Origin of the sequence: Microbacterium sp. Cr-K20, assembly GCF_000708325.1 — a bacterium.
Taxonomy (GTDB): Bacteria; Actinomycetota; Actinomycetes; order Actinomycetales; family Microbacteriaceae; genus Microbacterium.
Window position 1 is genome coordinate 27330 of sequence record NZ_JARE01000065.1, and the last position, 14682, is coordinate 42011.

A 14682-nucleotide genomic window follows, 5' to 3' on the forward strand; every position below is an offset into this window, starting at 1 on the left:
GATGCCACAGAACGCGCGCAGCGCCTCGGCGCGCGCTGAGACGATGAACCTGACGGACAGCACGCGGGCGATCGAGGCGCTGCGGAGCGCCGTGCTCTCGAAGAGCAGCGAAGCGGTGGCTCACGCGGCCATGATGAACATCTGGCCGTTGTACAGCGTGCACGCCGATGAGCTCGTGTCCGCCGTCGAGTCACTTCCGACGCCTCTCCTGGAGCGGTACCCGGTGCTGCGCATCGTGCACCGCATGACGCCCGTGCTGGCGCGGACGAACCGCCCGTTCAAACCCCTCATCTATCCCGACGACGCGCGGAACATGAGCGCGGACGAACTCGACATCTTCACGCTCGTGCAGATGGTGGCCTTCCGGTTGAGCGGAGACGTGGCGGCCGCGATGATCTACGCTCGTCGCCTGCAAGACCGCATCCTGCAAGTCCGCGTCGAATCCCGCGAGCGCCCGGACGGACCGCTCTGGTTCTATCACCAGCAGATCGGATCGACCCTGCTCGCGGCCGGAGAATCCGCGGCCGCGCTGCTGGAATTCGCCACCGCCCGGGACCTCGGGAGATTGTCGCAGCAGACCGATGCGGAACGGATGGCGCTCGGGCGCTCGGCACTCACCCACGCCGTTCGCGGCTCGATCGACGATGCCGAGAGCTCGCTGAGAGAGCTCGCCACGTTGCCTGAACCCACACGCGCCCATCTGACGGCGACGGCTATGACGGAACGATGCGCACGCGCTCTGCTCGCCGTCGACAGCATGGACCCGGACACCGACGAACTCCTCAGCCAGCTCGAAACCTATGACAGCATCGAGCTGACCTGGCCGTTCGCGCTGCTCGCGCGGTCACGGCGACTGCTCGTGTTGCAGCATCCCGACGATGCGATCGAGGCCGTTGCTCTCGCACGCGACGCGCATCCGGATCAGCACGGCTCGTTCGCGACCGACGTCATCAACTCCGTGTCGATCGACGCACTCTGGTCTACCGGAGACACGACCGCCGCCAGACGGATCGCCGAGGAGACCGCTCGATCGGGACCGCTCACGCGCATGGCGATCATCCGCCACGCACTTCTCGAGTCACGCCTGGATGTCGCCGCTTCGGGACTGCGTCAGATGTCCACCGCCCGATCGTTGGGGCCGGGTGCACGCGCGGAGTCGATCCTCCTGTCTGCGTGGTTGGAGTGCGCACTCACCGATGCGGTCGCCTCGGAGACGGCTGCGCAGGTCGCGCGAATCGCTTCGAGGCCGGGGCGGCGGCGACTCGTCTCGCAGATTCCCCTCCAGCTGATAACCCGGGTGCAGGAACGCCTCTCCCCGGAGGAAGCAACCTCCTTCGCGGCCGCGACCGGGGGGCTGGCCGCCGCCGACCGCCCACGTCCGCCCACCCTCACCGCGAGTGAACTCCGCGTTCTCCAAGCTCTTCCGCTGCATGCCACGACCGCCGCTCTCGCCGCGTCGTTGCTCGTCTCACCGAACACGATCAAGTCGCAGCTGAGATCGCTTTACCGCAAGCTCGGGTGTTCGACGCGCGACGACGCCGTCAGCATCGCATCCCGACTGCATCTGCTCGCCTCCGAAGTCTCGCCCCGATCATGACACCGCTCGACCGCGAGACGAATCAGAGTCCAGGGATCATCGGGCGGGCACGGGGCGCTCTCCAGGCCCTGCGCCCGCGTGCTGTGATCGGGAATGATGCCGAGCCCGGTGCCGACGTGATCGCGATGCTCGGTATGCTCGGCGCCTCGCTACTGGCTTCGTCGCAGGCGACGAATGATGTGGAGGAGACACTCAACCGTCTTGCGCAGCAATACGACCGCGCAGATCTCCGCGTGTTCGTCCTCCCGACGATCGTGATGGTCGAGGATCCGCGCAACTCGTCATCCGCCACTTCCCTCTTCGCCGTGGGTAGTGTTCCGCTGCGCCTCGACCAGGTCGACGCCGTCGAGCGACTCGTGCGTGAGGCCTCGAGGAGTACGACGCCACCGCAAGACGTCGTCGCTCGACTCGGCGAGATCCGATCGGAATCCGCACGGTTCGGACCGGTGCTCACCGTCTTCGGGTACACCCTGCTCACGGTCGGGTTCGGCCTGGTGCTCAATCCCACCGTGACCGCTCTTCCGGTCTATGTGCTGCTCGGCGTGGTCGTGGGGTCGATCGTTCTGATCGGCAATCGCGTCGCCACGCTGTCCCTCATCCTGCCGGTGCTCACCGCCTTCTCCGTGACACTCCTCATATCGCTGCTCGTTCGCCCCTTCGTGCACGACGATGTGCTCCGGCTCGTGGCGCCGTCGCTGGTCTCTTTCCTCCCCGGGCTCACGCTCACGATCGCCGCCGTCGAGCTCACCTCCGGGCAGATGATGGCGGGGGCGAGCCGCTTGGTCTCCGGCATCGCACGGCTCGGCCTTCTCACCTTCGGCGTGTACGCGGGCATCTCCATCGCCGGGGAGCCTCCGGCTCCTACCACCGCACCGATGCAGCTCGGCGCATGGGCGCCCTGGGCGGGGATCGTCCTGGTCGCACTCGGCTACTACCTGTACTCCGCAGCGCCGCGACGATCACTCGTGTGGATCCTCTATGCGCTCGTCGTCGCCTATTCGGGACAGCTGCTGGGCGACATGCTGGTCGGAGCCGAATTGTCGGGGCTCATCGGCGCTCTGATCGTCATCCCCGCCGTCATGCTCGCCGGCCGCCTCTCCGCATCCCCCTCGACCGCGGTCATGCTCACCTGTGCGTACTGGCTCCTGGTACCCGGCGCGATGGGGTTCATCGGTCTCAGCGAGGCGGCATCGGGCGCCTCCGGCGCCACCGACACCATCATGCGGACCTTCGGCTCCCTCACTGCCATCGCGATCGGGATGCTGCTGGGAGCAGGGCTGAGCCGTGACGTCGCGGCGATGTCTCGAGGGTGGAGGCAAGCGCGCGGACGGGGTGGCGCAAACGGACCGACGAAGCCGAGCGACGGAGAGCGAATGCACCATGACTGACCATCCTGCCGTCGACGAGAATCCGCGCCGGCTTCGCGAGACCCTGACATCGCTCAATCGTCCCTTCTCGTCGGGGTACATCTTGACGTTGGGCGGACTTCTCGCTTTCGGCACGGGTGTGGCGTTCACGCACCTCTCCACGGTGCTGATCTATGTGTCATTCGCCCTTTTCGCCGCCCTCGGACTCGACCCCGTGGTGCGCAAGCTCGAGACCCGCGGGGTACGGCGCGCGTGGGGAATCGTGATCGTGTACGCGACTTTCGCTGCGGCGGTGGTGGGCGCTCTGATCTTGATCGTTCCGACCGCGGTGCGCCAAGTCGCTCAGGTGATCGCCGACGGACCGAAGCTGATCAAGAGTTTCGAAGCATCAAGCTTCTACGGCTGGCTCCACGATGCGTTGGGGAGCGAAGCGACCACCCTCGTGCACGACGTCACGGCTTTTCTCACGCAGCCCTCCCACATCGCGGCGATAGGCCAGGGGGTGCTGCAGGTCGGAGTGTCGATCGTCTCGACGGCCTCCGGCGTGGTCATCGTGCTCGTGCTGAGCTTGTATTTTCTGGCCTCCCTGCCGGCGATCAAGGCGGGATTCAACCGTCTCTTCCCCGCGTACAACCGGTCCGGCGTCGACTCGATGACAAGTCAGATCACGGATTCCGTGGGCAGCTACCTCATGGGAATGGTCGTGTTGGCGTTCTTCAACAGTGTTGTCGCGCTCGTCCTGCACCTCGTCCTGAACCTTCCCTTCGCGCTGCTGATGGCGGTCGTCGCATTCGTCATAACCCTCATCCCGCTGGTGGGATCCGTGCTCTACTGGGCTGTCGCGACCGCGCTCGCACTCTTCTCCGGATGGCTTCCGGCGCTGATCTTCGCCGTGGCGTACCTCATCTACATGCAGCTCGAGGCCTACGTCCTGACGCCGAAGGTGATGAATCGGGCGATCGCCGTGCCCGGGGCACTCGTGGTCATCGGGGCGCTCGTGGGCGGCACCCTGCTCGGGCTCCTGGGCGCTCTGATCGCGATTCCGGTGACCGCCTCGATCCTCCTCATCGTGAAGCAGGTCCTCATACCGAGACAGGATTCGAGGACAGTATTCCCGTAGCCACGCCCATGATGAACGGCGCAGCTGGCGACCTCGAACGAGAAAGCCCCCGCACGGTGGTCGATAGGACCGCCGGGCGGGGGCTTCGTGGGCGTCAGCGAATCCTACGCTGACCAGCGTTTCTCAGAAGTCCCAGTCGTCGTCTTCCGTGGCCTCGGCCTTGCCGATGACGTACGACGAGCCCGACCCCGAGAAGAAGTCGTGGTTCTCGTCGGCGTTCGGCGAGAGCGCCGACAGGATCGCCGGGTTCACGTTCGTGACGCTGGAGGGGAACATCGCCTCGTAGCCCAGGTTCATGAGGGCCTTGTTGGCGTTGTAGTGCAGGAACTTCTTGACGTCTTCGGTCAGACCGACGCCGTCGTAGAGGTCCTGCGTGTACTGCACCTCGTTGTCGTAGAGCTCGTACATGAGCGAGAACGTGTAGTCCTTGAGCTCATCGCGACGCTCCTGGGTCTCGTTCTCGAGCCCCTTCTGGAACTTGTATCCGATGTAGTACCCGTGCACGGCCTCGTCACGGATGATGAGGCGGATGAGGTCGGCCGTGTTCGTCAGCTTCGCCTTCGACGACCAGTAGATCGGCAGGTAGAACCCCGAGTAGAAGAGGAACGACTCCAGCAGGGTGGAGGCCACCTTGCGCTTGAGCGGGTCGTCTCCCTGGTAGTAGTCCATGATGATCTGAGCCTTCTTCTGAAGGTTCGGATTCTCGGTGGACCAGCGGAACGCCTCGTCGATCTCCTTCGTCGACGCGAGCGTCGAGAAGATCGAGGAGTAGCTCTTCGCGTGCACCGACTCCATGAACGCGATGTTCGTGTACACGGCCTCTTCGTGAGGCGTGATCGCGTCGGGGATCAGCGACACCGCACCCACGGTGCCCTGGATCGTGTCGAGCAGGGTGAGACCGGTGAACACCCGCATGGTGAGCAGCTGCTCGTCGGGGGTGAGCGTGTTCCACGACTGCACGTCGTTCGACAGCGGCACCTTCTCCGGCAGCCAGAAGTTGTTCACCAGACGGTTCCAGACCTCGAGGTCCTTGTCGTCCTGGATGCGGTTCCAGTTGATCGCCTGCACGCTGGAGACCAGCTTGAGTCTTTCAGGAGTCATTTTCTTCGTCGTTTCTCGGGTTCAGCTGTCAGCAGCGGGTCAACGGGTCAGAGCATGCACGAGACGCACTCGGCCATGTCGGTGCCCTCGAGCGCGAGCTGACGCAGGCGGATGTAGTAGATCGTCTTGATGCCCTTGCGCCATGCGTAGATCTGCGCCTTGTTGATGTCACGCGTGGTGGCGGTGTCCTTGAAGAACAGCGTCAGCGACAGGCCCTGGTCGACGTGCTGCGTGGCAGCGGCGTACGTGTCGATGACCTTCTCGTAGCCGATCTCGTATGCGTCCTGGTAGTACTCCAGGTTGTCGTTCGTCATGAACGCCGCCGGGTAGTAGACGCGACCGAGCTTGCCTTCCTTGCGGATCTCGATCTTCGACGCGATCGGGTGGATCGACGACGTGGAGTTGTTGATGTACGAGATCGAGCCGGTCGGCGGGACGGCCTGCAGGTTCTGGTTGTAGATGCCGTGCTTCTGGATCGATGCCTTCAGCTCGGCCCAATCGTCCTGCGTCGGGATGTGCTTGCCGGCGAAGAGCTCCTTGACCTTCTCGGTCGCGGGGACCCACGCCTGGTCGATGTACTTGTCGAAGAATGCACCCGACGCGTAGGTCGAGTCCTCGAACCCGTCGAACGTCGTGCCGCGCTCGATGGCGAGGTTGTTCGACGCACGCAGCGCGTGGAACAGCACCGTGTAGAAGTAGATGTTCGTGAAGTCGATGCCCTCTTCGGAGCCGTAGTACACGTGCTCGCGGGCGAGGTATCCGTGCAGGTTCATCTGGCCGAGGCCGATCGCGTGAGAGCGGTCGTTGCCGTCCTCGATCGAGCGCACCGAGCCGATGTGGCTCTGGTCGCTGACCGCGGTGAGGGCGCGGATGGCGGTCTCGACCGTCTGACCGAGGTCATCGGCATCCATCGACAGCGCGATGTTCATCGAGCCGAGGTTGCAGGAGATGTCCTTGCCGATGTTGTCGTACGACAGGTCGTCGTTGTACGTGGTCGGCGTGTTCACCTGCAGGATCTCGCTGCAGAGGTTGGACATGTTGATCCGACCCTTGATCGGGTTGGCCTTGTTCACCGTGTCTTCGAACATGACGTACGGGTAGCCGGACTCGAACTGGATCTCGGCGACGGTCTGGAAGAACTCGCGCGCGTTGATCTTGGTCTTCTTGATGCGCGGGTCGTCGACCATCTCGCGGTACTTCTCGGTGACCGAGATGTCGCCGAACGGCACGCCGTAGACCTTCTCGACGTCGTACGGCGAGAACAAGTACATGTCCTCGTCGTTCTTGGCGAGCTCGAACGTGATGTCGGGAACCACGACACCCAGCGAGAGAGTCTTGATGCGGATCTTCTCGTCGGCGTTCTCACGCTTGGTGTCGAGGAAGCGCATGATGTCGGGGTGGTGCGCGTTGAGGTACACCGCACCCGCACCCTGACGGGCACCGAGCTGGTTGGCGTAGCTGAAGCTGTCTTCGAGGAGCTTCATCACGGGGATGATGCCCGAGGACTGGTTCTCGATCTGCTTGATCGGCGCACCCGACTCGCGGATGTTCGAGAGCAGGAGCGCCACGCCGCCGCCGCGCTTGGAGAGCTGCAGCGCGGAGTTGATGCCGCGGGCGATCGACTCCATGTTGTCTTCGATGCGCAGCAGGAAGCAGCTGACGAGCTCGCCGCGCTGTGCCTTGCCGGCATTGAGGAAGGTCGGGGTGGCGGGCTGGAAGCGACCGGAGATGATCTCCTCGACGAGGGCGACCGCGAGCTTCTCGTCACCGTCGGCGAGGCCGAGCGCGGTCATGACGACACGGTCCTCGAAGCGCTCGAGGTAGCGCTTGCCGTCGAAGGTCTTGAGCGTGTAGCTCGTGTAGTACTTGAACGCGCCGAGGAACGTCTCGAAGCGGAACTTCTTGCCGTAGGCGAGATCGTTGAGCTTCTGGATGAACTCCATCGAGTACTTCTCGATGACGGCGCCCTCGTAGTACTCCTTCTCCACGAGGTAGTCCAGACGCTCCTTGAGCGAGTGGAAGAACACCGTGTTCTGGTTCACGTGCTGCAGGAAGTACTCCCGCGCCGCGCGCTTGTCGGCGTCGAACTGGATCTTCCCGTCCGCGTCGTACAGGTTGAGCATCGCGTTGAGGGCGTGATAGTCGAGACCCTCGTATGCAGGGTTCGCCTTGAATGCCACTGTCTCGGTCACTGAAGCTGCCACCGTCGTTCCAATCCGTCGCTCACGCGATCCACATCGTCTTGTGTGCCGAAGATCTCGAGCCGATACAAGTGCGGCACGTGGCACTTGCGGCTGATGATGTCACCGGCGAGGCAGAATGCATCGCCGAAGTTGGTGTTGCCCGCGGAGATCACTCCGCGGATGTGGCGCCGGTTGCGCTCGTCGTTGAGAAACCGGATCACCTGTTTGGGGACGGCGCCCTTCTCGACGCCGCGCCCCGCGCCCCCGCCATAGGTGGGGGTGACCAGCACGAATGGCTCGTCGATGACGAGATCTTCTTCGTGCCGGTGGAGGGGGATGCGTCGGGACGGGAGTCCGAGTTTCTCGATGAAGCGCGCAGTGTTACCCGACACGCTCGAGAAGTAGATCAGGAGCGGCGCTGCGGTCGCGACGGCGCTCATGGGGCGTCACGCCAGACGGGAGGCGAGCTCGTCGATCTTGTCGGGACGGAAGCCCGACCAGTGACCCTCGTCGGTGACGACGACGGGTGCCTGCAGGTAGCCGAGCGCCTTGACCTGCTCGAGCGCCGTCGGGTCCTCGGAAAGGTCGAGGATCTCGTACTCGATGCCCTTGGCATCGAGGGCGCGGTAGGTGGCGTTGCACTGAACGCAGGAAGGCTTTGTGTAGACCGTGATCGACATCTTTTCGTAACCCCTCAAATCTCTGGCCTGCTTCTCATCAGGCTGTTTCCCGGTAGACCCCCTGCCGGGACTTCAATACTACATATGGGGACCGACATTGGGGGCGACCACAAGGGGTAGTAGTTACATCCGTGTAGTTATCCACCGTTCTCTACAGATACAACACAGGTTCTCCACCGTTTCTTCCACAGGCTGAGGCCCCTTCGCGAGGCTCCCGAACCGCGAGAAATCGCGGCTGGGAAGCCCCTGTGAACGATCCATCCACAGGGGGCACGCTACGCCGCCCCTCAGACATTTCGTTTCCTGTGGAATCGGACTTTCGGCGTGTCGCGGGCGTGTCGCCGCACGGCCTCTTCCACGACCACACTCGAGGCCCGGTACCGTTGTCTGGTGGCGGGATATCGGGACCTTCTTCGCACGCCCGGAGTGGCGCGCATGATCGCGGCTCAGCTGACCGCGCGCTTCCCCAACGGCATGATGTCCCTCGCGATCCTGCTGCACGTCGAGCAGCAGACCGGGTCGTACGGCTCCGCCGGCCTCGTCCTCGCCGCGACCAGCGTCGGGCAGGCCGTCGCCGGCCCGATCACGAGTCGATGGATGGGCGTCTGGGGCATGCGACGGGTGATCACCCTCACCCTCTCGGTCTGCGTCGTCACCGTGCTCGGACTCGCCCTGCTGCCGCTCGACGTGCCGGGCTACATGCTGCTCGGGATGGTCGCGGGGCTCTCCACCCCGCCCGTGCAGGCCGCCGTGCGCACGATCTACCCGAAGCTCGTGAACTCCTCGAACCTCACGCCGCTGTTCTCCCTCGACGCCTCGCTGCAGGAGATCATCTGGGTGCTGGCGCCGGTCGTCATCACCCTGGTCTCCACCCAGATCGGGACGGCGGAGGGCCTGCTGCTGGTGGCGATCATCCTCGTCGGCGGCGGCGCCTGGTTCATCCTCTCCCCCGAGGTCGGTCGGGTGCGCATCCCGCGCAGCCGCAATGCGCTGGGCAAGGTCGTCCTCAAACCTCCCGTGCTGCTGGCGACCGTCATCGGCTTCCTGCTGATCGGCGCCTGCTCCGCGGTCGAGGTGGGCGTCGTCGCGACCTTCGAGCACGGCAGTCTCGCGGCCGGACTCGTGCTCGCCGTGTTCTCGGCGGGGAGCCTGGCGGGCGGCCTGGCGTTCGGCCACATCCCGATCGGGCCGTGGGCCATGGCGCGCCGCCTGCTGATCGTCACGATCGGCCTGGGCCTCACGATGGTCATGCTCAACGTGTTCTGGCTGGGCGGCACCCTGATCCTCGCCGGCATCGGCATCGCTCCCGCCCTCGCCGTGCTCTTCGCCATCACCTCGGCCAGCGTGAAGTTCAGCGAGACCGCTGAAGCCTTCGGATGGGCGGGCACCGGGCAGCTGATCGGCGCGGCAGCCGGATCCGCCGTCGCCGGGTTCCTCGTCGATGCGAGCGACTGGCGCGGCGCCTACCTGGCCGCCACGATCTTCGCCGCGGTCGGCCTGCTCGTCTCCATCGTCTTCGTCCGTTCCTTCCCCGACCTGCGTCATCGCGACGCGAGCCCGTATCCCGACACCGAACCCCTGGCGGTCACCCCCTCATGAGCTCCACCTCCTCCCCCGTCTCCGCACCCGAGATCGTCTGCGTCGGCGAGACCATGGCGCTGATCACACCGACCGATGCCGCACTCGCGACAGCCGGTCACGCGACGATCGGCATCGCCGGGGCGGAGTCGAACGTGTCGGCCGGGGTCGCCGCGACCGGGCACCGCGTGGCCTGGGCATCCCGCCTCGGCGCCGATCCGCTCGGCGACCGCATCGCGTCGGAGCTCGAGCGTCGCGGCGTGGAGCTGTGGGTCGAGCGCGACGGCACCACCCCGACCGGCGTGATGTTCAAGGATCCGGGCGTCGAGTCCTCCTCCGTCTACTACTACCGCCGAGGCTCCGCGGCCTCTCGCATGCAGGCGGGGTTCCTCACGCCGGAGCGGCTCGACGGCGTGCGCATCGTGCACACCACCGGGATCACGCCCGCGCTCTCCGCATCCTGCCGCGAGATGGTGGACCGGCTCTTCGCCGATGCGCGCACAGCCGGTGCGCTAGTGTCCTTCGACGTGAACGACCGCCGCCCCCTGTGGAGTCGAGAGGACGCGGCGGAGACCCTCGCCCGCCTGGCCGACGCCGCCGACATCACCTTCGTCGGACGCGACGAGGCCGAACGCATCTGGGGAACCGCGACGGCGGCGGAGATCAGGGCCTTCCTGCCGAACTGCGCACTGCTCGTCGTCAAGGACGGCGACATCGGCGCGACCGCATACGACGGCGATGCCGAGCCGGTGTTCGTCCCCGCTCCGGTGGTCGACGTGGTCGAGCCGGTCGGCGCGGGCGATGCTTTCGCCTCCGGCTTCCTGGCGGCGACCCTCGACGGCGCCGACCTCGCCGCACGCCTCTCCGCGGGCCACGCCGCCGCCGAGAGAGTGCTGCTGATCGCGGCGGACCTGCCGGCATTGCCGCCGCTCGACTGACACTCGGGATCGCTTCCGGGGAAGACTCTCCCCTTTCACTGAACGCCCGTTCAGAGATCGCCGAGCGGCGTCAAGCGACTGCTCGGTGAACGCTCGTCGCCTTTCGATGAACGACGGATGACGGGTGGCAGGAACCGCCGCTTCGCTGCGCCTCGCGCTAGTAGCTTCGCGAATGGCGCCTCCTCCACCCTGTTGCAGCGCGCCATCACCCCTCTCGAATCCCGACGAAAGGTGCTGCCTGCGATGGCGCGCTTGCCACGATCCCTGACCCTGCGGCGCAGTGCCGCGTTCACCGCGGGCGGCCTCGCCGCCGCTGTCGGCCTCACGTTCCTCGGAGGCGGCGTCGCCGTCGCCGCGGGAGGCCTCAACCCGCCTGCCGTCGCCCCCGCGACGGTGTTCGTCCCGTCGGCCGTGCCGGATCGCGTGATCCTCACACCGACCGCGACTCCCGAGACGAGCCAGAGTGTCAGCTGGCGCACGTCCTCGGACGTCACGTCGCCGCAGATGCAGCTCGCCCCTCTCACCGCGACGCCCGTCGACGTGGCCGCCGCGCGCACGATCACCGCCACCACCACCGGATTCGAATCGAACTTCGGGTACGAGATCGTCCACCACTCGGCCACCGTCGACCAGCTGAAGGCCGCGACGACGTACCTCTACCGCGTCGGCGACGGCACGACCTGGAGCGAGTGGCTCGAGTTCACCACGGCGGATGACAAGCCAGGCAACTTCAGCTTCCTCGTGCAGGGAGACGCGCAGAACGACAACAAGGCGTTCACCTCGCGCGCCCTCCGCGCCGCGTTCGAGGCCCGCCCGTACGCGCGCACGGTCGTGCATGCCGGCGACCTGATCGACACCGAGACCTCGGATGCCGAGTGGGGAGAGTGGCACGAGGCCGCCGCCTTCTCGAACCAGTACCTCAACGTGATCGCCGCCACTGGCAACCACGAGTACTACCCGGGACCGGAGCTCTCGAAGCACTGGGACGCGCAGTTCGAGTACCCGGCCAACGGCCCGGAGGGCGCCGATCTCGGCGAGACCGTGTACTCGGTCGACTACCAGGGCGTGCGCTTCATCACCCTCAACAGCACCCAGGCGTTCGACCCCGCGAGCCTGTCGGCGCAGACCGAATGGCTCGAGGCTCAGCTCGCCGAGAACCCGAACACCTGGACCGTCGTGGCCTTCCACCACCCGGTCTTCTCGGTGACGTCAGGACGCGACAACGCGGTGCTGCGCGAGGCGTGGATGCCGCTGTTCGAGCAGTACGGCGTCGACCTCGTCGTCCAGGGCCACGACCACGCCTACGGTCGCGGCAACCTGATCGCCAACGAGAAGAACCTGCCCGCGGGAGCCGACCCGAAGAAGAGCCACACCGGACCCGTGTACCTCGTCTCCGTCGCGGGACCGAAGATGTACATCCCGGACCCGGAGGACGCCAACAACTGGACCGCCAACGACGCGAACCTCCGCGTCGTCGGACGCGACGTGCAGCTGTTCCAGACGGTCGACGTCACCGACGACGAGTTCCACGTCGAGGCACGCACCGTCGACGGCGCCCTGTTCGACTCCTTCACGATCGAGATGGCGAAGGACGGCAGCAAGCTCGTGAGCGACGACACGGCGTGGGCGGCCGGCCCCGGCTCGACGCGTGACGGCCTGCCGGGCGCCATCGACCCGGTCGACCCCGTCGACCCGGTCGATCCCGTCGACCCCGTCGACCCCGTTGATCCCGTCGACCCCGTGGATCCGGATGGCGTCTCGATCACCCTCTCCACTGCGCAGGTGGCTCCCGGCGACGAGATCCAGCTGCAGGCGAAGGGCCTCGAGCCCGGCGAACGCGCCTCGATCGAGCTGCACTCGACACCCGTGCAGCTGTCCGTCGCCTCGAGCGACGCGAACGGCGCACTGGCGGCGACCGTCCGCATCCCCGCCGACACCGCCCCCGGCGAGCACGAGATCGTCGTGACCGGCCTCGGCTCCGACGCCACCGGACGCATCGCGATCATCGTCACTCAGCCCACGGATGGCGGCGGCTCCCTCGCCGCGACCGGGTGGGCGGGCGGCGGCCTCGCCCTGTTCGGCATCCTCATCACCGCGGCCGGTGCCGTCGTGATCCTCCGCGCCCGTTCCCGCTCCGCCGCGTGACCGGCCCCTTCCTCTCTTCTTCCCGAAAGGCATTGATCTCGATGACCACCCCCTTCACGCGGCGCCGCACTCCGTGGCGGTTCGTCGCCTGCGCCCTCGCAGGAGCCGTGCTCCTGTCGGGCGGCGTCCTCGCCGCTCCTGCGCCCCGCGCGCAGGCCGCCGAGGACGCCCCGTCCCGCTGGGAGCCGTCTGCGATTCCCGACCGGATCGTCCTCACCCCCGCCGCAGATACGACCACGCAGCAGAGCGTGACCTGGCGCACCTCGGCGACCACCGATCGCGGACTGGTGCAGTACCGCACCATGACGCCCGCCCCCTATCCGGGCGGCGTTCTCGAGGCGGAAGCCGCGCACACCGAGGTCACCACCGACCTCGGCTACGCCCAGAACATGCACACCGCCACCATCACGGGCCTGCAACCCGGTGCCGAGTACATGTACCGCGTCGGCGACGGGACGAACTTCTCCGAATGGCAGGACTTCGCCACCGCCAGCGCCACCGACAAGACGACCTCGTTCATCTTCCTCGGCGACATCCAGAACGGCATCCTCAGCGACGGTTCGCGCGTCCTGCGCAACGCCTTCCGCGACCGACCGAACGCGGATGCGGTGGTGCAGATCGGCGACCTCGTCAACGACGCGAACTCGGACGAGCAGTGGGGTGAACTGTTCGACGCCTTCTCGTACTCGCTGGGAACCCAGAACCTCATCACGACGCCCGGCAACCACGAGTATGACGGGGGCCTGTCCCGCACCTGGCGCGCACAGCTGCCGTTCCCGGAGAACGGTCCGAGCGGCGAAGGCGACATCTACGACGAGCTCGCCGGCACGGTGTACTACACCGACCGCGAGGGGGTGCGCTTCATCTCGCTCAACAGCAACATCTCGTCCGAGGAGGGCCTGCGGGTCCAGGGCGAATGGCTCGAAGGCGTTCTCGCCGAGAACCCGAACGAGTGGACCGTGGTGCTGTTCCACCACCCCGTGTACTCGCTCGACGAGGGCCGCAACAACCTGGGCATCCGCACGGTCTGGGGCGCGCTGCTGGAGAAGTACAACGTCGACCTGGTGCTCCAGGGCCACGACCACGCCTACGGACGCGGCAACACCCTCGCCGCGGAGCAGAACCTTCCGGCGGGCGCCGACCCGAAGAAGAGCTCGACCGGACCGGTGTACGTCGGCTCGAGTGCGAGCGTGAAGCTGTACGAGTACGGCCCTCGCCTGTGGAAGGAAAACGGCGCCCACCTGCGTCGACTCGACGGCGGCAAGCAGTTCTACCAGCTCGTCGACGTCACCGAGGGCAAGCTGCGCTATGAGTCGCGCACGGCCGACGGCGAGTTCTTCGACGGTGTGACCATCACGAAGGACGAGAAGGGCAAGCTCGTCACCGACGGCGTGGACCCGCAGGAGATCCCGACCGGACCCGTGCAGCCGTGCCTCGGCTGCGGCGGCAACCCGGACCCCGGTGAGGTCACGCCCGACGTGCCGACCGGCGAAGTCGACTACGAGGTCACGGGCAACCTGGCGTCAGTGGATCGTTCGAAGGCGAGCCTGCCCGCGGGTATGGCCTACTCCGAGTCGCGCGACGTGCTGTACCTGGGCGACCAGAACAGCCGGAAGATCTTCGAGATCGACCCCGACACCGACAAGGTCCTCGGCGAGATGACACTGCCGGAGAACATCCGCGACATCGGCATCGACGACGAGAAGAACCTCCTCTACGTCGGACAGCAGAACCGCAACTGGCTCGTCGTATCCATCGCCCCCGACACCTTCGGACAAGTCGTCCGAGGACCCTTCCCCACCATCGAGTCCAACCGCTCGATCGACGTCGACCCGAAACTCGGACACGTCTACGTCGCCGTCCCCTCCCGCGGCATCGAAGTCCTCGACGCCGACACCGGAGCCTCCCTCGGAGTCATCAACGGCACCGCAGACGCCTACTACGTCGCCGCCGACCCCACCACCGGCACCGTC

At 66.2% G+C, this 14682-nt stretch carries 11 protein-coding genes; 7 read left to right on the plus strand and 4 right to left on the minus strand.

Annotation, left to right across the window (positions count from 1 at the left end; translation table 11 throughout):
• Window position 1: 1 nt before the first annotated feature.
• From GZ67_RS0115925 to GZ67_RS0115935, 3 genes are read left to right on the plus strand one after another with little or no spacing between them, the layout of a single operon-like run.
• Window positions 2-1597, plus strand: coding sequence for a helix-turn-helix transcriptional regulator (locus tag GZ67_RS0115925; protein WP_029262699.1), 1596 nt, complete (start codon window positions 2-4; stop codon window positions 1595-1597).
• Window positions 1594-2985, plus strand: a complete 1392-nt coding sequence (locus GZ67_RS0115930) for a threonine/serine ThrE exporter family protein (RefSeq protein WP_029262700.1) — start codon at window positions 1594-1596, stop codon at window positions 2983-2985. The genes GZ67_RS0115925 and GZ67_RS0115930 overlap by 4 nt, the downstream gene beginning before the upstream one ends.
• Window positions 2978-4084: an AI-2E family transporter gene (locus GZ67_RS0115935; RefSeq protein ID WP_051662583.1), complete on the plus strand. Its 1107-nt coding sequence runs from the start codon at window positions 2978-2980 to the stop codon at window positions 4082-4084. Before GZ67_RS0115930 ends, GZ67_RS0115935 begins: the two co-directional genes overlap by 8 nt.
• 123 nt (window positions 4085-4207) lie before the next feature.
• Here the strand turns inward: GZ67_RS0115935 and nrdF are convergent, their stop codons facing one another.
• The 4 genes from nrdF to nrdH are packed head-to-tail and all read right to left on the minus strand — an operon-like array spanning window position 4208 to window position 8048.
• Complete coding sequence (gene nrdF / locus GZ67_RS0115940; RefSeq protein ID WP_017828866.1) at window positions 4208-5185, minus strand: class 1b ribonucleoside-diphosphate reductase subunit beta; 978 nt, start codon at window positions 5183-5185, stop codon at window positions 4208-4210.
• A 47-nt stretch (window positions 5186-5232) separates the two neighbouring features.
• Window positions 5233-7377, minus strand: a complete 2145-nt coding sequence (gene nrdE, locus GZ67_RS0115945) for a class 1b ribonucleoside-diphosphate reductase subunit alpha (protein ID WP_036303651.1) — start codon at window positions 7375-7377, stop codon at window positions 5233-5235.
• Complete coding sequence (gene nrdI, locus GZ67_RS0115950; protein ID WP_029262703.1) at window positions 7374-7808, minus strand: class Ib ribonucleoside-diphosphate reductase assembly flavoprotein NrdI; 435 nt, start codon at window positions 7806-7808, stop codon at window positions 7374-7376. Before nrdI ends, nrdE begins: the two co-directional genes overlap by 4 nt.
• A 6-nt stretch (window positions 7809-7814) precedes the next feature.
• Window positions 7815-8048: a glutaredoxin-like protein NrdH gene (gene nrdH, locus GZ67_RS0115955; protein ID WP_028503264.1), complete on the minus strand. Its 234-nt coding sequence runs from the start codon at window positions 8046-8048 to the stop codon at window positions 7815-7817.
• 390 nt (window positions 8049-8438) lie between these two features.
• Here nrdH and GZ67_RS0115960 point away from each other — a divergent pair, with 390 nt between their 5' ends.
• The 4 genes from GZ67_RS0115960 to GZ67_RS0115975 form a co-directional block, all read left to right on the plus strand.
• Window positions 8439-9647 (plus strand): MFS transporter, encoded by a 1209-nt coding sequence (locus GZ67_RS0115960; RefSeq protein WP_029262704.1) that lies wholly within the window; start codon window positions 8439-8441, stop codon window positions 9645-9647.
• Window positions 9644-10564 (plus strand): sugar kinase, encoded by a 921-nt coding sequence (locus GZ67_RS0115965; RefSeq protein WP_036303652.1) that lies wholly within the window; start codon window positions 9644-9646, stop codon window positions 10562-10564. The genes GZ67_RS0115960 and GZ67_RS0115965 overlap by 4 nt, the downstream gene beginning before the upstream one ends.
• Window positions 10565-10816: 252 nt before the next feature.
• Window positions 10817-12709 carry a purple acid phosphatase family protein gene (locus tag GZ67_RS0115970; protein ID WP_136025722.1) on the plus strand — a complete coding sequence of 631 codons (1893 nt, stop codon included), beginning with the start codon at window positions 10817-10819 and terminating at the stop codon, window positions 12707-12709.
• A gap of 41 nt (window positions 12710-12750) precedes the next feature.
• The coding region (locus GZ67_RS0115975; RefSeq protein WP_051662586.1) for a metallophosphoesterase at window positions 12751-14682 on the plus strand (1932 nt) is incomplete at its 3' end.

Bases quoted from the DNA above. Each gene is read 5' to 3' on its own strand.
- GZ67_RS0115925 (WP_029262699.1), top strand. From the start codon at position 2: ATGCCACAGAACGCGCGCAGCGCCTCGGCGCGCGCTGAGACGATGAAC.
- GZ67_RS0115930 (WP_029262700.1), top strand. From the start codon at position 1,594: ATGACACCGCTCGACCGCGAGACGAATCAGAGTCCAGGGATCATCGGG.
- GZ67_RS0115935 (WP_051662583.1), top strand. From the start codon at position 2,978: ATGACTGACCATCCTGCCGTCGACGAGAATCCGCGCCGGCTTCGCGAG.
- nrdF (WP_017828866.1), bottom strand. From the start codon at position 5,185: ATGACTCCTGAAAGACTCAAGCTGGTCTCCAGCGTGCAGGCGATCAAC.
- nrdI (WP_029262703.1), bottom strand. From the start codon at position 7,808: ATGAGCGCCGTCGCGACCGCAGCGCCGCTCCTGATCTACTTCTCGAGC.
- nrdH (WP_028503264.1), bottom strand. From the start codon at position 8,048: ATGTCGATCACGGTCTACACAAAGCCTTCCTGCGTTCAGTGCAACGCC.
- GZ67_RS0115965 (WP_036303652.1), top strand. From the start codon at position 9,644: ATGAGCTCCACCTCCTCCCCCGTCTCCGCACCCGAGATCGTCTGCGTC.